Here is a 17,766-nt window from a genome sequence, read left to right on the forward strand (position 1 = left end):
CGATTACTCCTTAGAAATAGAATGCCCCGACCTGCTTCCGGTTGTTCTTGGCTACAGCGAAGTAGCGGAACCCATCAGAGCCGTGCGATGTTTTGTCGTGAAGCGGTTTGTCTTTCCAGCATCCGCGCTTGTCGTCCCACTCTTTTCGATAAGCTTCGAGGTGGGATATGCCTTCAGCGCACTTATCTTCATCGAATACGCACCTGGGTAAGACTTCGCGCACCGACTCAATGCCGGTATCAACGCCAGTTTTAGGCACAACCTTGAATGTCATCGAGTAAACCTGACCGTCAATTTCGTAACCTTCCCGCGCTAACTCTTTGCGGGATTTAGCATCCGATCCGAACTCACGGTTTTCGATGTCATGCGGCCCCCAGTGCTCACCGTATTCATAGCCACGGTCTTTCAGCACCTTCATATAATGGCGCAGGCCTTCACCTGAGTTTTCGTAGTAGTCGATGACGTGGAACTCTTCACCAACCTCTCGCACGAACCAGATAGCCGTTGAGTCACCCACGCCGATATCCCAGAACGTGTGAACCGGTAGATGTGAGTTATCAGGCAAGGTGCCAATGCGTTTGTTGGTGTAGAGCCAACGGAATTGTTTGGCGTAATACGCGCCTTCAACTGACTGCTGGAATGCCTCGGCGGGGATAGTCGGATATTCCCGCTTCATATCATCGCCGAGTGTTTTCTCTTTGGCGTAGTACCAGGCCTTTTGGCGCTCGTTGAGAGTTACACCTTGCTTGGCTTCCATCTCCGCAAAGTAATCAACCAGGCGCTGCGGTAATGGCTCTACCGGGTCAATTGCATACTGCGGATTCTTCCACCAGGAGAAGAAAAAGAATTTCCAGTCGAGCGCGGACAACCGCTTGCCTTGCAACTGAGCTTTCTCAGCCGTCTGGCAGTAATCGAAGAAGTAACCGGCGCGACCTTCTGCCGTGCTCTCGATAGTGGCAAAGCATCCGGTTGATACCGCTTCAAACGCACCAGTGACAATCTCACGTGCTTTGTCTGGATACTTAGCGCATATCTTGCCGAACTCTGAAACGTGCAGGTAACGCAGCGTACCGCCACGGAATGACGTGCTTACGTAGAGTGATCCGCCCTTCTTGAATACCAGCTCGCCCGCCGAGTCATTGCTTGCCGGGTTAGCGGCTTTGATTTCATCGGGCAGGTTGTCGTATGCGTACTTCACCTTTTCACGAAACAGGCGCTTTGCGTCGTTCAGCGTGTGGGCTATCAGTGCGCACTTGGCAGACTCGAACAGCGCCGCATCCAACTGGATAATGCACACCTCAGTCGTGAAACCGAGCTGGCGAGCTTTAAGGATGATATTGCGAGTGTGGATACCTTCGAAGTATTCGCGCTGCTCAGGCGTCATCCTGAAGCGTATCGGCTTGCCTTCTTTGTCGGTGATCCAGTAGAGATTATTTAATCGGAAATCTTTATCGCTCAGTAGCGCAAGATGCTCTGCTTTCATGCTCGCGAACCCTCTTACACTCTCTGGACACAACATCGCGAGAGCGTCCGGTTTCCTTTTCTATTTGCCTATAGCTCATCCCTGACTCCCGCATTTTTAGCCATAGCGAAACCTCTTCATTGATGAAAGACGTTCTGGCAGCAACTGATGCTTTCACCCCATTTATTGAAACAGGCCTGCCGCATAATGCTTTGCTAATGTTCTGCCTGGTTTTATCTGAAACAGGAGGCATAAATCGACCAGTAAGTCTTTCTGAATGAGCCAATCTCTGCTCTTTAGACCACTCATTCTTTTTCCTTGTCCCTTTCGCGATGGCTTCACGTTGAGACAGTGACCTTGCCAACCTTTCTTCACGACCCTGAACCCTGCCAGTGTTAGCTTTTGCAGCTGCGAGGGCTGAGTCTGAAACATCTACCGCATTAAGAAGCCCTGGGCCGACTCGCCAGATATGAAATTGCTCCCGGCACAACATAAAATTCAAATCATCGACAATTTCAATAACCTCGAAGACGAATGACTCCTCTCCGTATTTATCGAAGCAGCGTTGAAAATGACGAGAGTGATGCTTCCCATTTCTTAACAGGTGGAGGTGCTCACTGCGCCTTTGCTTTTCCGATCTCACAGTTGAACCGACATAACGCTTACCATTTTCGGTGCAAGTGAATTGATAAATCTTACCGGTTCTCATTAAGCCCCCTGAGACAATGAATCCATCAGGTCAGAAAGCTTGCCAACCACGTTATCTGTTTCTGGCCCGCCAATGTCATATGCCTGGCGCTCAAGCCCGATCAGGTTCTTCAGCGTGTCGGATAAGTCTTTCATCGACTTAACTCGGCCCGGCATGCTGATAACTTTGTTGTACAGGTCATTAAGCTTATCCATGCCTTTGTCGTCTTCCCGGCGCAGTAGCTCGCCAAGTTGCTCCAATGCGGCAACATCAGTGCATTCAGCCTCAAGCTCTGCAAGCAAAGAATTGGCAATGTTACGCGCGCGACGAATATCGCCACGATGTTCCATGCGGACGTTGGCAATGACTTCGGCGTTAGCCTCAATCAGTATCCGTTCGTTGGTAGCCGTTTCAGTGGATACCTTGCTGGATACCTCGCGTTTGGATACCAGCGCGTCAGCCTTGGCTTTTATCTTCGCCTTGAGGTCACGTTCCCATCCATCACGCTTTGCTCGCTTATTCACAGCGCCGTGAGTGATGCCATGTAACGAGGCAATTTCTCTTATGGACATCAAGCCAGCCCGGTAAGCCGATTCGATGGCCTCCCAATCTGGTTTTGCCATAACTGTTATCCCTTGGTTTCTTCTTCCACTACCGACTCAACTTTTCTGAGCATTGGCATCCGATGGCATGATGGGAAAAAGTTGAGAGCGCATACGCCATCAAACTCGACCACTCTCCCGCAGGTTAAGCACCTGTAGGTTGTCTTACTCATCGGTCTTCTCTTCCACCACCGGTACGAAGTGGAATTGCTCAACACTCTCTGGCTTGAAGAATCGCCACTCGCCATTGTCCTGCGCTAACGCTACGAAGCCGTTAACCAGTTCAGGTTGCTTGCGCGTCATCTTTCCGGTGAATGTTTCTTTGTTGGTAGTGGTGATAGTGATTTGGTATATGTCGGACATTTGGTAGTCCTCTGGTTGTCATTATCGAAGCCACTGCTCGAATGGCTTCTGTAATGGCTAACGATAATCACGATAATATTCGCCGTGATATTTCTCTCGATACTCGTTAGCTACTAACTCTGCAAGCTCAAGATCCTGAAATGTTCCAAGGTATGCTTTCTTGTTGCCAACGCCATATTGCACATACCACTTCCTGGACGCCTTATGCCAACAAACACCTCTCACGCCAGAGGTATTCCTGGCTGGCATTTTGATGTTGTACTGATTTTTAGCGCTGGTTGTTTCTCGAAGATTCTCGATGTGATTATCATCACGAACGCCATTTATATGATCTATTTCGATAGGCCAAATGTTGTGATGCAGAAAATATATCAGGCGGTGAGCCCTAAACTTCTCACCGCAAATAGAAACATCTATATATCCATCTTGGCGCATCCAGCCAGCTTTCTTGCCCGCCTTTTTCCCATTAATCCAACCGAGCTGCCCAAGGTCATTATCGTAATAATACCTGGATAATATTTCCGCTCTTGTTGGAAGCCATGCGCGGTCAGACTTATTAGCCATTGCGTTATACCTTTTAGAAAGATGAGCCTGTTCGCACAGAAAAGCCGCCCCGAGATGGTCGCCACCATATACGGCAGTTCTCAGGCTCAGCTTTCTGAAAGACTCGGGAGTGTTATGCGCTGCGACGCGCGGAGGTTATTGAAGGGTTGATTCCAGTTTCATTCTGCCATGGCACTGGTTGCCACCATGAGCGCTCAAACCCTGCTGGTTGCTACAGCAGGAAAACACGCGGCATTACTCGTTACGTGGAATACAGCACACTCGTCAGAGGGAGTCCTCAATGGAGGCTGAGTCGTCGTTAATGCTGTCACGGGTTTACGTGGAGACGAGGCGGCTCACACGGTGATTAAGGCATTAAAAAAGGCCGCCGATTGGCGACCTGATTATGTGATGACATTATTTTATGGTGATGAAATTGCCGTTAACTGTAGTGCAGTATTCAAGCGCATCCTCATCAATAAAACTTGGCCGATTTGCCGTCATTGATGGCTCGCCATGCCCGGGAGCGGAGGTATTTGGTGTCATCATAACTATGAGCCTGATGCCACCGAACTCAGCACGGAAGCCATTGGTTATATCAACCACGTCACCCGCATCGTTTATCCAATCGCCAAATGGAAAGTAGACATCCTTCCACTTTACTTTCATTCCCGGCAAAGGCTTAACCTTTTCCTTGGGAATATTCAGTTCGCTCTTGGCGTTACGCCAATCACCTAAATTCATGACTGCCTCGCCTATTTAGCAGGAGTCCAATTACCCCACACCGGCGGCTTGTCGGCAACATCGTAATAATGCTCAATAGCCTTCATTGCGGCATCAGTGCATTCCTCGCAGTGCGACGGATGAAGATGGTTGCCTTTTGAATCCATCGAGCATGAACATCCCTTGCGCCACTCCTCAATTACTTTGAGTGGGTGCATGGGCGTTTTTAATTCGCGCATTTCCATAACAACCTCGTCTTAGTTGCTCGTCAGATAATGAATGGCAGGCGGTGACGATGCCGCTTTTCGGGAGCTACCCTAGCCACTCATTGATTATACCATGTTCGATTGTCGCAGGTTTGTGGTGCTTCACAGCATGACTTCCCCACTTCTCGTCTTTCCGAGCCGCCAAGATTGGATCACTCTCCTTGCGGGGCTACACAATCTGGTTCCTTGTCGGAGGATTCATTTCACATCTGTAATGGAATCGTATGACCGTTCACACGCCAGGCCATTTACTCGCCATTCGTCAGCAGTTGCTGCCAGTTGCTGATTTCTTTCGACAGATTTGCTGAGCACGTCGGCAAGCAATACTCCGGAGTTGGCCCTTGTCGCGCTTGCGTTGGCAATTGCGGAAAGCTTGCTGGTTTCACTTGCTGCGAACTGACGCCGGATGTTTGCGATGGTGAGCTGCAACTTGTCAGCAGCAGACCGAGCGTTAGCAGCATCAAGCCGCGCTTTGTCGAGTTGAGTTTGTGCATCGGCTGTTACCTGGTTGATTTGGTTCTGGCGGCGCTGCTCTTCGGTGCGCTCTTGCTCTTGTCGCCCGGCTAACTCAAGGAGGTCTTTAGCGTCACGCTTGGCCCATTCAAGTTTCCAGTCACGATTAGAGTCGAACTTTCCCGACTCGTAGCTGTTGTGATGAACGCCCCATAGCAGAAGGCCAGCCAGCAAAATTAATGCAATCGGCTTCCAGTTATCTTTCAGGATTGAGGGGATCATGCCACCACCCCGCCAGCCTCTTTGAACTTGCCGATCAGGTCACCAAGTTTGTGTTCGCGCTGGCCATAGCCGGCACCAGGCAGTGACGCCCAGATGTTTGAGCATTTCTGAATTGCCGCTGCAATGTTCCCAGCATCAATATCAGGCAGGGCTTTGCGCTCTTTAATCTGCTGCAATGCGACCGCATCCTGACTCGCAGGAGAGAAGTCTTTCAGGCCGAGTTGTTTGCGATATGCATCCCAGTAACGGGAGAGCAATTGATATCGACCAGCTGCCGTTGATTTGATACCGAGCCGCGGCAGGTCAATGAGCTTTCGAGGATGGTCGGCGTAGCCACTAAACAGTGAGCCACCAACAATCACGTTGTATCCGTTGTCGCTTCCCTTGATGCGACTTGTGCCTTCCGACCAGGCCAGCATATCCAGAAAAGCTTTACGGTTGTTGTTGGTTGGCATTTGCTGCTCCGGCTTTATTCAGAAGACGCGACTCCAGCGCTTTAATCAGTGTCGAACCAGACCAGCCCGCTAATCCGCAGATTGCCCCAGTCACTTCCATTGGCCATTTGTAATGCATTGCCGCAAGCATCATTAGCGAACCAGCAAACAGCGAGATGATTAGCTGCAGTGCTAACATCACCCAGCTAAATCTGGCGCCATTAATGACCCGGTAGGCATAACTGGCCATAGCTCCCAATAACGTCATGAGAGTTGCCAGTAGCAGCGCAAACAGGTCGGGATTATTTCCAGGCATACGCATATCTCTCACCTCGCTATCGTAAGCAGGTGCTGTCTGTGTAATCGGGAAAGCGCCATCCATGCCACGGCACGTTATCTATGAGTGATATTGGTTGCTGGATGGTTGGCGCTAAATAAGAAAGGCCGCCGATTGGCAGCCCTTAAATATCGTACGTTAATGTTTTCATATAGTTACTGCATGGTACCCTCATGAATGAAGGAACCAGAAAAGAGGCTTTGAAGCTACGCAACCGCCAAGAAGCTCACTCCAAAGCCCCTCCACCGCACTCACCACAACTGAAAGAGCATTCCCATCTTTATGGTGGATTCACAGAGCGATAGGCCTATCACTTGGAATGCTCTTACATGATGTGCAGAAACGAAAAAGCCCCGCATCAGCGAGGCCTCTTTTAAATCCACCGTAACAATCAGACGGATTTGTAGTGTTAGGATGAAGATTAGTCTTTTTTTCCGCGATATACAATGGTTAATTTCTACCAAAATCCATATCAGTAGAAATAACTTATCAGTTTGTGACTTTTGACAGCATTAAGTCAGCAATGGCCTCTTCTTTGTGGCATTCGCTAACAAGCATCTCAAAGAATGGCTGCACGTGGTCATAGGCAAATGTTTTCTTCACGTCCCATGCCGTTTGGATTGCCTCCAGAACGGTTGAAAACTTTAGCCTGCGGTAACCACGCCCGGAGCACTTGTCGCAATCTTCCCAGACAGGAATGCCACCGAGTGCTTCAGTCTTATCCTTGTTCACCACTTTTCCTTTCCCGTGGCACCGGCATGAGTTACTAACCACCTTCTTGCCGCCGCATGGTTTGCAGAGAGCGCGAACCACCTCCCGCTTAGGCTTGAGATCGTTACCAGGCATTGGCTTATCGAATCGCACAAGCTTCACATCGGATAGCTGCGTCATCTTCCCCATTGCCGCTTTCATGGTGAAAACTTCGGCCACTATGAATCCTTCCCCAGAGCAGCATTCGCATTGACGAACACTAGCCGCGCTGCGTGAATAATCCTGATAGGCAAAAGTTGCGAGTATTTGCAGAACCCTTTGCTTAATATCTTCATCAAGTTCTGAGATTGTCCGACATTGCCCTGCAAGGCGTTGTGCGATTTCATAAAGTCCCTCTACTGCTTTATCTGGTGCGCTGATGCCAATCTTCGCCAGATACAAATCCAGACCGATGCCGCTTTTAAGTCCTGCAAGACCTAATGCGGCCATCACTTCACTAATGCTCAATGCGTCAGAAGCTGTTGCCCTGGGTGCATCGGTGATGTGTGGGGATTTTGGTGCGAAGTATTTTCCGATCGCTTCAAGTCTCATGCTTCCCCCTGCAACTGGCGTAATGTGAGATTCCCGCAGAACACGGCGCCGGTATCGATGTAGTTTTGATTCCAGTATTTGAGCGGATTCTTTGCCGGGGTATGCCCGAAGATAAACTCGTCTGCACCGGCTATCTGGCTGCCGATCCCGTCCCATGCATTGCTGACTCGCTCACGATTCCATATGACCTGCTCGTCGTTAACCGGCTTGCCAAACTCATATTCGTTGTGCGGATAGTCGGCGTGACAGATGACAATTTTCTGACTTCCGGTTTGTAGTTCGATAATGAGCGGGAGGTTATCGACTTTTTTAATGAGGGTTTTCGCCTGGTGGCTCTTGTCGGCATCAAGATAGTAAAACCAGTCGCCGCCATTGTGCATCCAAAGAGATTCGCGCCAATTATGGAGGACTGCATCAATCATCATCTGCTCATGATTGCCGCGAACAGCCTTAAACCATGGGAAGTTGATGAGGTCCAGGCATTCGATGTTTTCGGATCCACGGTCGACGAGGTCGCCAACGGAGATAAGCAAGTCTTGCGTGGTATCGAATCCGATTCCATCCAGCTTGTTCATCAGTAGCGTGTAGCAGCCGTGAAGGTCGCCAACTACCCAGATATTTCGATAAGCGGAACCGTCTATTCGCTGATAGATTTCTTTCACAGTCTTGCCCTCCGGCGCTGTTTCGCTTTACGGCGCTCTGCTGCTTTGCCGGTGTGACGGCTATTGGTGAGCGGGTATGAGTAGCAAGGTGTTCGCATCGGCTCGGCAATTGGCGTTGGCTGCCAGAGTTGTGCCATCAATGCTGCGCTTATTGCTATTAAGGCGCGTGTTTTCATGCTGCATGCTCCATTGTTCGCTTGCGTAGTTTTTCGTAATGGCGAGCCCGGCGCGTGAAGATGGATTTCACACGTTTCAGGTAGTCGATATCGAACTTGCGTGGTTTGTTGTCGTGCTCAATGCGCTGTACGCGCTCTGGGCCGATTTTCTCGATGAGGTTGATACGGAATGGAATCAGGTTGCCGGATAGCTCCCTGTTGCATCTCACGCAGCCTGCGTGGATGTTGAAAACGTTAAATCTTAAATGTGCTGCCGAGCCTCTTGAGCGGTAATGACTTGCGTCTACTGCCCCACCTCTTACCCCGTAAACCAATGGCTTCCCGCATGCTATGCAAGGCTTACCGTAATCACGCCAGAAGATGAACCGGTTAACGGCTGCCTGAGCCTCTTTGTTCCAGTCGGATGCGGTCTTGAGTTTCTCCCGCCTGACTTTCAGATTGGCGCGTTCCGCTTTGTCTTGCCTGGCTTGCTCTTTTTGCTTGCCGTGGGATATGGCGCAAGGTATTGAGCAGGTTCTTTGGAGTGAGTTACGAGGGGTAAATTCTTTGGTGCAGATGGCGCATGTCTTGGGATTCGGTGGCTTTCGCCGTTCAGCCATGATAAATAACCTCCTAGATAATATGGGGATATAAAATGGCAACTTATAAGCAAATTCAGGAAGATATTAAGAGCTCACATGGTGTATCAGTGAAAACATGCCACATAGCTCATGTGAAACATGATCACAACCTGACAACCAGAACGGCCCCAAACAGAATTGATAGCAATTCCCGAGTTTACCCATGCCCTGATTCGTTCAAGATTTTGATTGAGGAATCGATGCGGAAATTTGGGATGATCCCTTAGTTTCTACATACGCCTTATGAGCGCATTCGTTACATGCGTAAACTTCGCCAGCCTGCAAAGGCCTTGTACACGCTGCGCAATATCCTGCTGCTGCGTTGCTGTTGCGCTCGTATCTGGCTGTTTATGTCGGGCTAAGCATCATCTTTCCTCTTCTGCTTGTTGTAGACAGCCCAGCTGATTGCATCGAGCTTCTTGCGTCCGACAGCGTCGATAAGGTGAATACCTTCGTGACAACTGTGATTGGCTTTCACATCATCTTCGAGTTGCTGCAACTGCTCGTATGTGTGGGTTGATAGCTTGATCCGGTTCCAGCCGAAGTTTCTGGGTAGCGTCGTCATGCTCTTGTCCTTCTCATGCGATCCCATTTAGCGCGCAACAGGACGTAAACGTAGTCATACGTTTTCACCTGGCTTTCGGTTGGGATTGGTTTGGGTTTGTTGCGGGAACGTTTGGTGGGTTTGAATATGGACGCGTCCATTACTGCGACTATGCTGCTCTTTCGCTGGCGCATTCCCCTCTCCCTGCTACTGCGGCACCGTATTCCATCAGCAGGTCACGCTCTACAAAACTGACATTGCAGACGCCCAGCATGTGCGGATTCCAGATCAGCAGCATTGAACCTTTGTTGTTCCCGCTCACTGGTTTGCCGGTATCAGCGCGGACAAACGAAAGTCGGCCGCCAGTGATAAACCGGATTTCACTGCATGTGCGTTTGGCCTCATTGAACCAGCCAACCGATGTATCTGCAGGAACCAGCATCACCGCGCCATGCTCGTCGCTATCTATCTGCGAGGCTTTTCTCACCCATGGAGTGATGTCGCTGTATGGTGGGTTAATCCAGATATAACCAGGCGGGAAATAAATATCCCATTCGGTTTCCAGAGCGCTCTGCTCTTCGGTCAGGTAAAGCGGATAAAGGTGGTTCGCGTCGCTGGCGGCTGCATCACCAACAAAGTGAAATTCTTTGTTTAGCGCGGCGGCTATTTCCGGTGGCGTTTGCCATAAATTGCGGATGTCGATCGGAGTGTTACTACCGGTGTAATCGCTCATGAATAGCGTCCCTCTGTGAATTTAATCCCCTGCCCAACTGCCCAGGCCGTGACATATTCGATAAGACTCGCCATGCGGCTGACGCTCATCTCTGCGCTGCTCTCGCGGATGTTTACGAACTCACCCTCAATGCCCGGCACAATCTCGGCCTGCTGCTTTGTGGCGACGGTGTGACCGCTGATAAGCAATACCTTCCACTGTTCAGGTTTCAGCTTCTTGCCGCACCATTCAGCCTGGCGAGCAATGTCACCTAATAGCGCGTGGAATTTTGCATTCTGGTCGAGGTTTCGTTTGTAGTCGGAGATGCGGATTGTTACGGGTCGATCTTTGTCAGTCAGGAGGGAGTTGATGATGTTTATTGCGTTCTGCCTGATTCGTTCGTCACGAAGCATTAGCGTTTGCTTCATCGCTATCTCCTTTAACGGTTATGCCAGCGGCGCGGAGAGTGACTTCGCAGTATTCGATTGCATCATCCCACACCGATTCTTCACCGTTGTCACAGTTGCACTTATCAAGCTCTACGACGATTGCAGCGCGGCTGGCTTGCCACCATTTCCATGCATCACGTGCAGCCAGAGAGTAATAATCAATATCAGGTTCTTCATCGGTGCCGTGGTTGTACATTTCCAGAAGCAAATCGAGGTGTTTATCGAAGCTGTACTGCTTGCGAAACTCAGCTTCAAACTGCGCCCTGCTGTCTTCAACCTTCAGTGGTGATGTGGTCATATATCCTCCATAAAAAAGGCCCGCGATTTGCGAGCCTGTTATTCGAGTCCGGTGATGCGACTAAAGAGCGCGGCAATCTTTGAAGTCGTCGAAAATCCTGTTCGCCCACGGATAAGCCACTGGAATGGTATCGTCAGCAAGTACAATGGAACGAACCACAGCCTGTTAAGTCGCTGCCAGAATTTGGCATCACGCGCACCCATCCACTTGGTGTTATCGACAACCTGATAAGCGAATTGCGATGGCTGCAAATCATGATCGGCATAAGTATCTGAATCACCATCACACAGAAAACGTGATATTTCTTTCCAGTTCTCGAAACCCTGCTCTTTGAGCTTCTTCTCAAGTTCATACCGATACAGAACTGGCACCCATCCACGCCTGTAAATCATGCTCTCACCCCACTCAATAATTGATTAATCCGATACCCGATCCAGTTGGCGCGGCACTCTTCGAATACTGAATTGCCCGGAGTTGGCTCAAGGAAGATTGATGGCTTTGCCGGCTCCTTGCCGAGCTTGTATGAACCGCGACCGTACATCACTGGCGGGCTGGACTTGTTAGCCGTGTAGGTTCTGATCCCCTTCTTACCCTGGGTGCAGATATTCCCGGCCTTCACCATTTTGGTAATGGCATCAGAAATGTTCTTCGTGTGACTACCCATAGCCTTAGCAACGTCAGCCATCTTGATGCCGGGGTTATCTTTGATGATTAACCAGAGCTGGTATGCGCGGGATAGTTCTTTGATTTCGGTGTTCATGATTGAAGTCCTTTCTTCAAGCCAAACTTAGACCGGATTTCTGCGAGCTTATCCAGCGCCTTGTCGTTACTGACCGGGATGCTCAGCTTCGGTATTTGCACGACCGGTGCCGGGATTGCTTCGCCAGCCTCGATACGCTTCGACATGGCTTTGAGTTCACTAGCGCAGCGCTTGCGCAGTTCCGGTTCTGTGAGGTTGAGAGATCGCATCTGGTTAAACAGTGCGGTCACCATCCAGAAACAGGCTGGTGATCCCCATGGATAGGCTTCTGCCGAACTGTAATAACCACGGTCACGGCTGTACTTCATGACCATGCGGTAAAGCTCATCCAGATCAGGTAAGCCGTTAGCCTTGATAATCCCCTGCTTGCACCATGCGATGAATTGCCCGGGCGAAGGCCAGAATGCCGACTCACTGGCTCGAGCATGCTGCATACCTGCAGATAGCTGCTCACGACTCCTGATACCGTTCTCGGCGAATGCGGCGATCCACTGACGCTTAGCCGCGGCTTCGTCTGCCGGATTGCGAAACACTGTCGATACCGCAGCCGGGAATACTTGCTTCAGGTTCTGAAAAAGCGCGTCTACCAGCTTCTCAGCGTTTTCGTTAACGATGCTCACTGGCTCAGGGTTAGCCCCTGCCATGCTTGCCAGCGCGCCGCCGTCACGGTTGGCGATAATGCTCGTCAGATTTCTCATATGAACTCCTGCCATGCTTCGCGTGTATTCCAGACTTCAGGCTTGGCAGGTGCCGCAGTGCGCGTACTTCTGCCAGGCTGATTCATCTGGGCCTTGAGCGTGTCCCATTTTTCACGAAGCTTTGCAGGGCTCATGACGTTGGTCTGCCAGAAGTGATCGGCATTCGCCCATTTGAATACTTCGCATATTTCTTGATGGCTTACCGCGAGAGCGTTTCGCATCAGGCGGATATCGTTTGACCAGGATGACCAGGTTGGCTCCTGCGCTGTAGGTGAGATTATTTGTACTTTCTTGAACATCCATTCCGCAGCCGTCAGGTCATCTGCATTACCCCATTTGTCACCCTTGGGGCTTTGCACTGCTGCGCCTGGTCTAACTACAGGAAGATTTTTAGGGGGCTTGTCAGAGGATTCGTTAGAATTCTCGGACGTAGTCTTTTTATTATTGTTATTACCTTCTTGTTCATGATGCGCGGCTTTATGCTCGGGTTTATGCGCGGGGTGTACCTCTGAGGCCGCGCCAGCACTGGCTTCGTTATGCTCGGGCTTATGCGCGGAGTTATGCGCGGGTAAATCGGGTATTTTTTCAGCATATTCGGAGTAATTCAGAACGGTTATTAGCGTCCCTTTTCTCCTTTCTGCATGAACTGAAATCATCCCTTCTTTCTCAAATACAGTAAGCATCCTTTCAACTGCATGGCGACTTGTTGGCTCCCCGTTTCTATCGCAGAGAGCCAGACCAAGATCAGCTGAGGTCGTTACCAGTTGTCCGGTTTCCAGTCGCCATGTATGCCCTTTAAAGTTGGCTACGAATGGTTGCCTGGCAGCGTCGAGCAGGATGTTCTCCCAGAGCGTCCTGAGATAGACATCCTTTGCCCATGGTTGCTTCTTGACGCTCCGGTACAACGGGATGTAACCATTCTTCTGGTTCTCCATCCTGTTGCTCCTGCGCTTTCGTGCAGCGTTAAAATCAAAGAGTTCAGCAGTAGACATCGCCTCCCCCTCCACTGTTTACACATCCAGTTATTCCTGGCATAATTTCTCCTGTGATTTGAGTCCATTGAATTGCACTAAGCGTCGAAGTGTTCCAAGCACTCCGGCGCTTTTTCTTTTGTCAGTAGCTTCTCTATCCGCAGCAAACTTTTCGCCACTTCTGATTCGGGCGACACCACATCCAGATAAGCCATTGCAAGACTCATCATCTGGAAGAAGCTGTGCCGCTGCTTTCCCGATGGTCGTTTCATCCTGCTAACGGCTGCATCGTCAAGTTCAAGAACTTTTGCTAATGCTCCCTGCCCACGCTCAGCTAGCTTGTTCAGTAACTGGCTTTCAATCTCTCTCGCTTTTTTGCGATAGCTTGCAATTTCCATGGTTTAAAATTTCCTTGTTGAATTAGTTAATTGCGTGACATTGCGGTGAGCTTGTCACTTTGGTTTTTCCCTGGTGTTCCGAGGGAGGTCAGATTGATAAAGAGCGGTGTTTCTTAACTTGCCTGGAGCAGTTGAGCTAAGTCAGGTCGAATGTCTTGAGCTTTAACTTTTCCACCGGTTGCTTTGACGATTTCCATTACGTAGCGGATCTCAATACCGCCGCCATGTAACCAGCGCCAAACTGTTGGCTGAGCAACACCGCAAAGAGATGCCAGCTTTTGCTGACTACCTGCGATGCTGACAGCGCGTTGAATAGCTTTATTAGTCATTTTTAATTCCTTTACGTATTACTCAAGATGGATAATAGCAATGAGTATTGATATTGGCAATAGCGAAACGCTTTTGACGAGCAATACGGCAACGTATAAATTTGGGGGTATGAAAATAGATACTCTCGCTGACCGCCTTAATTTGGCGATGGAAAGATCAGGAATGACCCAGGGCGCTTTAGCTAAAGCGTCTGGTGTTGCTCAACCTACGATTTGGCGTTTAGCTTCAGGAAACGCAAAGGGCTCTACTCGAATTGTAGATATTGCCAACGCTCTTGGTGTGCGCCCAGACTGGCTCTCATCAGGTGAAGGCTCAATGAGTGATGAAGGTCAAAAGCCCGTCGTTAAAGAAGCCAGGCCGCAAGAGGGTATCTTCCGCGTTGATGTTCTCGACATAAAAGTAAGTGCGGGACCTGGGACATACATGATTTCGGATGCTGTAGAAGTGCTGCACGCCATAGAATTCACAACGGAACACGCAAGATCACTGTTCGGTAACCGGCCTGATGGTGAAGTGAAGGTTATGACCGTAGATGGCGATAGCATGTCACCCACGCTTAACTCCGGTGACAGGTTGTTTTTTGATGTGTCTATGCGGCATTTCAAGACAGATGGAGTTTACGCATTTGTATTCGGTAGAACCTTCCATGTTAAACGCCTGCAAATGCAGGGGGATAAGTTAGCCGTTCTGTCTGACAATCCGACATATGAAAAATGGTATATCGCAGAGGATAACCAGGATCAGTTCTATGTGATGGGTAAAGCACTGATTCACGAATCAATAAAGTACAACAAGCTTTAGCAGTGGTATCGAGTAGGCTGGTAATGTGTTCTGATCTGCTCATGGCTACTAGAATTCCTACTAACTAAAAAAAATGGCATTCATATGAAAAAGTTAATGTTTGGCCCCATTGTGTTAGCTGCTGCGTTACTCTCCGGCTGCGCTACTGAAATGTCTGACCGGGCATCACACGTTCAGATTATTGATCAAGCACAAGCAAGCCAATATCAGTTTGTTGCCAACGTTACAGGCACCTCGTCACTCTCAGGGGTGAGCCGACAGACTGGGTACCAGAATGCAATTTACGAGGCTTTGGATAAGGCGGCCGGAATTGGGGCGCAATATGTTGTCATTGATCCGAAAAGCTCACCATCTTATTGGGCTACCGGCCAGGTAGTTCGCGCTACGGCTTATAAAAATAAATAGCTATAGATTCAATCCTTAGCGATATGCACACCAATAACCCGGTCCTTGAGCCGGGTTTTTTATTGCCCCACACTCCCCTATCTACGTAACGGCCTCCAGAAAATCCCCGCCATGAAGCCCAATTCCCGAACAAAAAACATTCCACATAGCAATTAGCATTGTATTTAAAAAAATAAATTCGCTTAGTTATCAATGAATAAATAGCAATTGCTATCAATTAATACCAATACGTATTGCTATTGATAATACTCATGGCTATTATTCTTCCATCAGCAGGAAGCTGAAACGCAACAAGGAACTGAGTTGCTGGCTCTTTAATAATTTAGCCCTGTGAATACACAGGAAAGAATGTTTAACCAAACAGGAGGTGCCGAAATGGTGCACTAAAGCGGTTAGACCGCAGCCGAAAGGCAATGCAGCAGTAATGATGCTGCCCTGAGTCACCAATGAGTGAGCCTGCTTAGCATCGGGTCAAGGTTCTAATTAAAAGTAGCTTCGGTAAAGCAGTGCGACAGCACCTCAAGGGCATGAGCGTGGCCACTCCGGGTAGTGGTGCAGTTGATTTACCCTGCCTCTGCAAATGGGGGTAGGCATAAATTCACTGAGGAATACCCATGAACAGAAATCAACGCCGTATGGCTGAGTACAACGCCAGAAAAGCAGCTCAGCAGATTGATGCAGGAAATTACGCAGGAAAGATTAACCGGGCATTCGCAAAACTGTCGGGCGCTTCATTGCCGAGAGTTGAGCAAGCTCTTCGCGCTCCAAACTGGCGTGAGCCTAAAGAAGAGTCAGGCGGTGCTTGTTTGCCACAGGTGGCGATGTATAGCGCTGGTCATCGTAAGTCAGAGAGCATTACAGCGAGGTGAAGGATGGAAACACTCGAACAGGCAATAGCCCGCCAAAAGGCGCAGGCCAAAGCGATCCGAAATAACCTCTCTGGCAGGTCATCACAGAAACCTCGCCTGAAGCCACGTAAGCAAGCCATCAAGGAAGCTAAGGCTCAGGTGCTTAACGAAGCCATTGACGCTATCAAGGATGATTTGAGAGCGATTAAAACGGAAGAGCAGCGCCGTGGTCACTACCGGGCAATCAGCAAGCTCTCACAGATTCGGGATGAGTTGTAAGCCTGGGGTTTACAACTGAACGTGTAAGTTATCGTTACAAGTTGGCTGCCAGTGTGCGGCCTTTTTTATGCGGATTGGGGTGGATCATGAGTGAGTTCAAAGGAACGCGGGGGCCGTGGTCAACAAAGTTGGTTTTACAGGCCGAAGTTGAAGGTGATTTGCACGTAATACATACAGGTTCGGCTGGCGGTAAGGGGTTTCACATCGCTTACGGAACCTCTTGGATTGACTCGCCTGATACAGCTGCTGAGGCGGCAGCAAATGCCAGGTTAATCGCAGCGGCACCTGATTTGCTGGCAGCACTAATCGACATGGTTTCCATCGTCAAAAAGAACACCTACCCGACACCCGACAAGCCAGATTCTGTTTGGGGCCGAATGGAAGTGGCTGAGTCCGCTATCAGCAAGGCTACAGGAGAATAGATATGGAGTGCGCATCTTGCGGCAGCCTGGTCATCTGGATGGGCCCATGGTCGAACCTGACGCACACCGAGTGTCAGGTATGTGGCGCCGTGAATAACCAGATTGTCGACGAACCAGTCGACGATGAAGAGGAAGAATAAACATGAAGCGATACCACGTTATCTGGTCGCATAACGGTGCAGAAGTTGGTCGTCGCACCTGTTACGACTGGAACGGTGCCAGACAATATGCAGAACAAAAACGCAAAGAAGGCTACAGCGTAGAAATTGAATAACCAGCTTCCGTATCTGCTTTCAGCTTTCCCTGAGAACAGATACTGAACCCTCGTTGTCCTTATTGCCCGCCACCGTGCGGGCTTCTTTTTGCCTGGAGAAAAGTATGAGCCTGAAAGAGTTAACACTCCGCAAGCAGCAACTGGAGTCGGATCGCACGGCGCTGCGTAAGCATTATGAGTCAGAAAGTAATCGTCTGGCATCTGAGTTGGTTAAGGTTTCTGAGCAGCTTAACTTCGTCAATGCTGGTCTGAACGAAGTAATGATTCAGCGCGGCAAGGAAATCGTGTACTTCGGAAAGTCCGAGAATAACAGCAAGCGAAAAGAATGCGTTACCGATGCGATTAGCGATTTGGCATCTGGATGTGAACGGCTAAAGACTCGGTATTTTGGCACTAAAAATTACGACCGCTGGAGCGATCAGCGCGAAGACCATGAGTATGGATATGGCCCACGTCATGGATGCATGGTCTTTAAGGTTGGGCTTACTACCGCAGCTCGATTAATGGTGAGCAACGGCACCATGAATGACCATGACATTGAATGCGCCATTTACTGCCTGATGAATATCGACCAAATCAACAAGCAAATTGAAGATGCCGAGGCCGCGTAACAGCGGCTTTTTTGTGCCCATCCCTGAGCGTCAACGCTGATGAATGAACACAA

At 49.6% G+C, this 17,766-nt stretch carries 33 protein-coding genes; 8 read left to right on the forward strand and 25 right to left on the reverse strand.

From position 1 onward, the window contains the following. Positions 1–10: 10 nt before the first annotated feature. The 25 genes from M975_RS09475 to M975_RS09585 form a co-directional block, all read right to left on the reverse strand. A complete protein-coding gene (locus M975_RS09475) occupies positions 11–1,483 on the reverse strand; it encodes a terminase large subunit (protein ID WP_064558968.1) in 1,473 nt (490 codons plus the stop codon). Continuing rightward, entirely contained in the window at positions 1,449–2,171 is a 723-nt protein-coding gene (locus tag M975_RS09480) for a GIY-YIG nuclease family protein (RefSeq protein ID WP_064558969.1), read from the reverse strand. Before M975_RS09480 ends, M975_RS09475 begins: the two co-directional genes overlap by 35 nt. Beyond that, a complete protein-coding gene (locus tag M975_RS09485; RefSeq protein ID WP_064558970.1) occupies positions 2,171–2,773 on the reverse strand; it encodes a hypothetical protein in 603 nt (200 codons plus the stop codon). The genes M975_RS09480 and M975_RS09485 overlap by 1 nt, the downstream gene beginning before the upstream one ends. 144 nt (positions 2,774–2,917) lie before the next feature. Continuing rightward, complete coding sequence (locus tag M975_RS09490) at positions 2,918–3,115, reverse strand: hypothetical protein (RefSeq protein ID WP_064558971.1); 198 nt, start codon at positions 3,113–3,115, stop codon at positions 2,918–2,920. 57 nt (positions 3,116–3,172) lie between these two features. Then, the gene (locus tag M975_RS09495) at positions 3,173–3,679 is read right to left on the reverse strand and encodes an HNH endonuclease (protein WP_064558972.1); all 507 of its coding nucleotides are present in this window, start codon (positions 3,677–3,679) and stop codon (positions 3,173–3,175) included. 396 nt (positions 3,680–4,075) lie between these two features. After that, complete coding sequence (locus M975_RS09500) at positions 4,076–4,402, reverse strand: hypothetical protein (protein ID WP_064558973.1); 327 nt, start codon at positions 4,400–4,402, stop codon at positions 4,076–4,078. Between the two features lie 11 nt (positions 4,403–4,413). Then, on the reverse strand, positions 4,414–4,626 hold the full coding sequence (locus tag M975_RS22920; protein WP_157093358.1) for a hypothetical protein: 213 nt from the start codon (positions 4,624–4,626) through the stop codon (positions 4,414–4,416). Between the two features lie 219 nt (positions 4,627–4,845). Then, on the reverse strand, positions 4,846–5,382 hold the full coding sequence (locus M975_RS09505; protein WP_064558974.1) for a DUF2514 domain-containing protein: 537 nt from the start codon (positions 5,380–5,382) through the stop codon (positions 4,846–4,848). Continuing rightward, the gene (locus M975_RS09510; protein WP_064558975.1) at positions 5,379–5,837 is read right to left on the reverse strand and encodes a glycoside hydrolase family 24 protein; all 459 of its coding nucleotides are present in this window, start codon (positions 5,835–5,837) and stop codon (positions 5,379–5,381) included. The genes M975_RS09505 and M975_RS09510 overlap by 4 nt, the downstream gene beginning before the upstream one ends. Continuing rightward, positions 5,815–6,138, reverse strand: a complete 324-nt coding sequence (locus tag M975_RS09515) for a phage holin family protein (RefSeq protein ID WP_064558976.1) — start codon at positions 6,136–6,138, stop codon at positions 5,815–5,817. Before M975_RS09515 ends, M975_RS09510 begins: the two co-directional genes overlap by 23 nt. Before the next feature lie 504 nt (positions 6,139–6,642). Further along, positions 6,643–7,455, reverse strand: a complete 813-nt coding sequence (locus M975_RS09520; protein WP_064558977.1) for an antitermination protein Q — start codon at positions 7,453–7,455, stop codon at positions 6,643–6,645. Continuing rightward, positions 7,452–8,117: a metallophosphoesterase gene (locus M975_RS09525; RefSeq protein WP_064558978.1), complete on the reverse strand. Its 666-nt coding sequence runs from the start codon at positions 8,115–8,117 to the stop codon at positions 7,452–7,454. Before M975_RS09525 ends, M975_RS09520 begins: the two co-directional genes overlap by 4 nt. Beyond that, the gene (locus M975_RS09530) at positions 8,114–8,293 is read right to left on the reverse strand and encodes a hypothetical protein (protein WP_064558979.1); all 180 of its coding nucleotides are present in this window, start codon (positions 8,291–8,293) and stop codon (positions 8,114–8,116) included. Before M975_RS09530 ends, M975_RS09525 begins: the two co-directional genes overlap by 4 nt. Then, positions 8,290–8,892, reverse strand: coding sequence for a recombination protein NinG (locus M975_RS09535; RefSeq protein WP_064558980.1), 603 nt, complete (start codon positions 8,890–8,892; stop codon positions 8,290–8,292). The genes M975_RS09530 and M975_RS09535 overlap by 4 nt, the downstream gene beginning before the upstream one ends. Positions 8,893–9,271: 379 nt before the next feature. Next, positions 9,272–9,478 carry a hypothetical protein gene (locus tag M975_RS09540; RefSeq protein ID WP_064558981.1) on the reverse strand — a complete coding sequence of 69 codons (207 nt, stop codon included), beginning with the start codon at positions 9,476–9,478 and terminating at the stop codon, positions 9,272–9,274. Further along, on the reverse strand, positions 9,475–9,651 hold the full coding sequence (locus tag M975_RS22305; protein ID WP_074388349.1) for a NinE family protein: 177 nt from the start codon (positions 9,649–9,651) through the stop codon (positions 9,475–9,477). The genes M975_RS09540 and M975_RS22305 overlap by 4 nt, the downstream gene beginning before the upstream one ends. After that, on the reverse strand, positions 9,627–10,190 hold the full coding sequence (locus M975_RS09545) for a phage N-6-adenine-methyltransferase (protein ID WP_064558982.1): 564 nt from the start codon (positions 10,188–10,190) through the stop codon (positions 9,627–9,629). The genes M975_RS22305 and M975_RS09545 overlap by 25 nt, the downstream gene beginning before the upstream one ends. Further along, the gene (locus M975_RS09550; RefSeq protein ID WP_064558983.1) at positions 10,187–10,597 is read right to left on the reverse strand and encodes a recombination protein NinB; all 411 of its coding nucleotides are present in this window, start codon (positions 10,595–10,597) and stop codon (positions 10,187–10,189) included. The genes M975_RS09545 and M975_RS09550 overlap by 4 nt, the downstream gene beginning before the upstream one ends. Beyond that, the gene (locus M975_RS09555; protein WP_064558984.1) at positions 10,572–10,916 is read right to left on the reverse strand and encodes a phiTE_015 family protein; all 345 of its coding nucleotides are present in this window, start codon (positions 10,914–10,916) and stop codon (positions 10,572–10,574) included. The genes M975_RS09550 and M975_RS09555 overlap by 26 nt, the downstream gene beginning before the upstream one ends. Before the next feature lie 38 nt (positions 10,917–10,954). Next, positions 10,955–11,308, reverse strand: a complete 354-nt coding sequence (locus M975_RS09560) for a hypothetical protein (RefSeq protein ID WP_064558985.1) — start codon at positions 11,306–11,308, stop codon at positions 10,955–10,957. Then, on the reverse strand, positions 11,305–11,676 hold the full coding sequence (locus M975_RS09565) for an HMG-box domain-containing protein (RefSeq protein WP_064558986.1): 372 nt from the start codon (positions 11,674–11,676) through the stop codon (positions 11,305–11,307). The genes M975_RS09560 and M975_RS09565 overlap by 4 nt, the downstream gene beginning before the upstream one ends. Beyond that, positions 11,673–12,374 carry a replication protein P gene (locus M975_RS09570; RefSeq protein ID WP_064558987.1) on the reverse strand — a complete coding sequence of 234 codons (702 nt, stop codon included), beginning with the start codon at positions 12,372–12,374 and terminating at the stop codon, positions 11,673–11,675. The genes M975_RS09565 and M975_RS09570 overlap by 4 nt, the downstream gene beginning before the upstream one ends. Next, positions 12,371–13,366: a replication protein gene (locus tag M975_RS09575; RefSeq protein WP_245164385.1), complete on the reverse strand. Its 996-nt coding sequence runs from the start codon at positions 13,364–13,366 to the stop codon at positions 12,371–12,373. Before M975_RS09575 ends, M975_RS09570 begins: the two co-directional genes overlap by 4 nt. A gap of 77 nt (positions 13,367–13,443) precedes the next feature. Beyond that, positions 13,444–13,743 (reverse strand): CII family transcriptional regulator, encoded by a 300-nt coding sequence (locus tag M975_RS09580; RefSeq protein ID WP_064558989.1) that lies wholly within the window; start codon positions 13,741–13,743, stop codon positions 13,444–13,446. A gap of 113 nt (positions 13,744–13,856) precedes the next feature. Beyond that, positions 13,857–14,072 (reverse strand): transcriptional regulator, encoded by a 216-nt coding sequence (locus M975_RS09585; RefSeq protein ID WP_064558990.1) that lies wholly within the window; start codon positions 14,070–14,072, stop codon positions 13,857–13,859. Between the two features lie 109 nt (positions 14,073–14,181). Here M975_RS09585 and M975_RS09590 point away from each other — a divergent pair, with 109 nt between their 5' ends. The 8 genes from M975_RS09590 (at position 14,182) to M975_RS09615 (ending at position 17,713) form a co-directional block, all read left to right on the forward strand. Further along, complete coding sequence (locus M975_RS09590) at positions 14,182–14,874, forward strand: XRE family transcriptional regulator (RefSeq protein ID WP_064559195.1); 693 nt, start codon at positions 14,182–14,184, stop codon at positions 14,872–14,874. An 84-nt stretch (positions 14,875–14,958) separates the two neighbouring features. Next, positions 14,959–15,279 carry a hypothetical protein gene (locus tag M975_RS09595; RefSeq protein ID WP_064558991.1) on the forward strand — a complete coding sequence of 107 codons (321 nt, stop codon included), beginning with the start codon at positions 14,959–14,961 and terminating at the stop codon, positions 15,277–15,279. A gap of 614 nt (positions 15,280–15,893) precedes the next feature. Then, positions 15,894–16,148 carry a transcriptional antitermination N peptide gene (locus M975_RS09600; RefSeq protein ID WP_064558992.1) on the forward strand — a complete coding sequence of 85 codons (255 nt, stop codon included), beginning with the start codon at positions 15,894–15,896 and terminating at the stop codon, positions 16,146–16,148. 3 nt (positions 16,149–16,151) lie between these two features. Then, positions 16,152–16,406, forward strand: coding sequence for a hypothetical protein (locus tag M975_RS09605; protein ID WP_245164387.1), 255 nt, complete (start codon positions 16,152–16,154; stop codon positions 16,404–16,406). 86 nt (positions 16,407–16,492) lie between these two features. After that, positions 16,493–16,828: a hypothetical protein gene (locus M975_RS09610; protein ID WP_064558993.1), complete on the forward strand. Its 336-nt coding sequence runs from the start codon at positions 16,493–16,495 to the stop codon at positions 16,826–16,828. Positions 16,829–16,830: 2 nt separating this feature from the next. Further along, on the forward strand, positions 16,831–16,968 hold the full coding sequence (locus M975_RS22930; protein ID WP_157093359.1) for a hypothetical protein: 138 nt from the start codon (positions 16,831–16,833) through the stop codon (positions 16,966–16,968). Between the two features lie 2 nt (positions 16,969–16,970). After that, positions 16,971–17,102 carry a hypothetical protein gene (locus M975_RS23500; protein WP_280643785.1) on the forward strand — a complete coding sequence of 44 codons (132 nt, stop codon included), beginning with the start codon at positions 16,971–16,973 and terminating at the stop codon, positions 17,100–17,102. Positions 17,103–17,206: 104 nt separating this feature from the next. Next, positions 17,207–17,713: a hypothetical protein gene (locus M975_RS09615; protein ID WP_064558994.1), complete on the forward strand. Its 507-nt coding sequence runs from the start codon at positions 17,207–17,209 to the stop codon at positions 17,711–17,713. The last annotated feature ends 53 nt before the right edge of the window (positions 17,714–17,766 follow it).

It is taken from the genome of Buttiauxella brennerae ATCC 51605 (assembly GCF_001654925.1).
GTDB lineage: Bacteria > Pseudomonadota > Gammaproteobacteria > Enterobacterales > Enterobacteriaceae > Buttiauxella > Buttiauxella brennerae.

Bases quoted from the DNA above. Each gene is read 5' to 3' on its own strand.
- M975_RS09475 (WP_064558968.1), bottom strand. From the start codon at position 1,483: ATGAAAGCAGAGCATCTTGCGCTACTGAGCGATAAAGATTTCCGATTA.
- M975_RS09480 (WP_064558969.1), bottom strand. From the start codon at position 2,171: ATGAGAACCGGTAAGATTTATCAATTCACTTGCACCGAAAATGGTAAG.
- M975_RS09485 (WP_064558970.1), bottom strand. From the start codon at position 2,773: ATGGCAAAACCAGATTGGGAGGCCATCGAATCGGCTTACCGGGCTGGC.
- M975_RS09490 (WP_064558971.1), bottom strand. From the start codon at position 3,115: ATGTCCGACATATACCAAATCACTATCACCACTACCAACAAAGAAACA.
- M975_RS09495 (WP_064558972.1), bottom strand. From the start codon at position 3,679: ATGGCTAATAAGTCTGACCGCGCATGGCTTCCAACAAGAGCGGAAATA.
- M975_RS09500 (WP_064558973.1), bottom strand. From the start codon at position 4,402: ATGAATTTAGGTGATTGGCGTAACGCCAAGAGCGAACTGAATATTCCC.
- M975_RS22920 (WP_157093358.1), bottom strand. From the start codon at position 4,626: ATGGAAATGCGCGAATTAAAAACGCCCATGCACCCACTCAAAGTAATT.
- M975_RS09505 (WP_064558974.1), bottom strand. From the start codon at position 5,382: ATGATCCCCTCAATCCTGAAAGATAACTGGAAGCCGATTGCATTAATT.
- M975_RS09510 (WP_064558975.1), bottom strand. From the start codon at position 5,837: ATGCCAACCAACAACAACCGTAAAGCTTTTCTGGATATGCTGGCCTGG.
- M975_RS09515 (WP_064558976.1), bottom strand. From the start codon at position 6,138: ATGCGTATGCCTGGAAATAATCCCGACCTGTTTGCGCTGCTACTGGCA.
- M975_RS09520 (WP_064558977.1), bottom strand. From the start codon at position 7,455: ATGAGACTTGAAGCGATCGGAAAATACTTCGCACCAAAATCCCCACAC.
- M975_RS09530 (WP_064558979.1), bottom strand. From the start codon at position 8,293: ATGAAAACACGCGCCTTAATAGCAATAAGCGCAGCATTGATGGCACAA.
- M975_RS09535 (WP_064558980.1), bottom strand. From the start codon at position 8,892: ATGGCTGAACGGCGAAAGCCACCGAATCCCAAGACATGCGCCATCTGC.
- M975_RS09540 (WP_064558981.1), bottom strand. From the start codon at position 9,478: ATGACGACGCTACCCAGAAACTTCGGCTGGAACCGGATCAAGCTATCA.
- M975_RS22305 (WP_074388349.1), bottom strand. From the start codon at position 9,651: ATGCGCCAGCGAAAGAGCAGCATAGTCGCAGTAATGGACGCGTCCATA.
- M975_RS09545 (WP_064558982.1), bottom strand. From the start codon at position 10,190: ATGAGCGATTACACCGGTAGTAACACTCCGATCGACATCCGCAATTTA.
- M975_RS09550 (WP_064558983.1), bottom strand. From the start codon at position 10,597: ATGAAGCAAACGCTAATGCTTCGTGACGAACGAATCAGGCAGAACGCA.
- M975_RS09555 (WP_064558984.1), bottom strand. From the start codon at position 10,916: ATGACCACATCACCACTGAAGGTTGAAGACAGCAGGGCGCAGTTTGAA.
- M975_RS09560 (WP_064558985.1), bottom strand. From the start codon at position 11,308: ATGATTTACAGGCGTGGATGGGTGCCAGTTCTGTATCGGTATGAACTT.
- M975_RS09565 (WP_064558986.1), bottom strand. From the start codon at position 11,676: ATGAACACCGAAATCAAAGAACTATCCCGCGCATACCAGCTCTGGTTA.
- M975_RS09570 (WP_064558987.1), bottom strand. From the start codon at position 12,374: ATGAGAAATCTGACGAGCATTATCGCCAACCGTGACGGCGGCGCGCTG.
- M975_RS09575 (WP_245164385.1), bottom strand. From the start codon at position 13,366: ATGTCTACTGCTGAACTCTTTGATTTTAACGCTGCACGAAAGCGCAGG.
- M975_RS09580 (WP_064558989.1), bottom strand. From the start codon at position 13,743: ATGGAAATTGCAAGCTATCGCAAAAAAGCGAGAGAGATTGAAAGCCAG.
- M975_RS09585 (WP_064558990.1), bottom strand. From the start codon at position 14,072: ATGACTAATAAAGCTATTCAACGCGCTGTCAGCATCGCAGGTAGTCAG.
- M975_RS09590 (WP_064559195.1), top strand. From the start codon at position 14,182: ATGAAAATAGATACTCTCGCTGACCGCCTTAATTTGGCGATGGAAAGA.
- M975_RS09595 (WP_064558991.1), top strand. From the start codon at position 14,959: ATGAAAAAGTTAATGTTTGGCCCCATTGTGTTAGCTGCTGCGTTACTC.
- M975_RS09600 (WP_064558992.1), top strand. From the start codon at position 15,894: ATGAACAGAAATCAACGCCGTATGGCTGAGTACAACGCCAGAAAAGCA.
- M975_RS09605 (WP_245164387.1), top strand. From the start codon at position 16,152: ATGGAAACACTCGAACAGGCAATAGCCCGCCAAAAGGCGCAGGCCAAA.
- M975_RS09610 (WP_064558993.1), top strand. From the start codon at position 16,493: ATGAGTGAGTTCAAAGGAACGCGGGGGCCGTGGTCAACAAAGTTGGTT.
- M975_RS22930 (WP_157093359.1), top strand. From the start codon at position 16,831: ATGGAGTGCGCATCTTGCGGCAGCCTGGTCATCTGGATGGGCCCATGG.
- M975_RS23500 (WP_280643785.1), top strand. From the start codon at position 16,971: ATGAAGCGATACCACGTTATCTGGTCGCATAACGGTGCAGAAGTTGGT.
- M975_RS09615 (WP_064558994.1), top strand. From the start codon at position 17,207: ATGAGCCTGAAAGAGTTAACACTCCGCAAGCAGCAACTGGAGTCGGAT.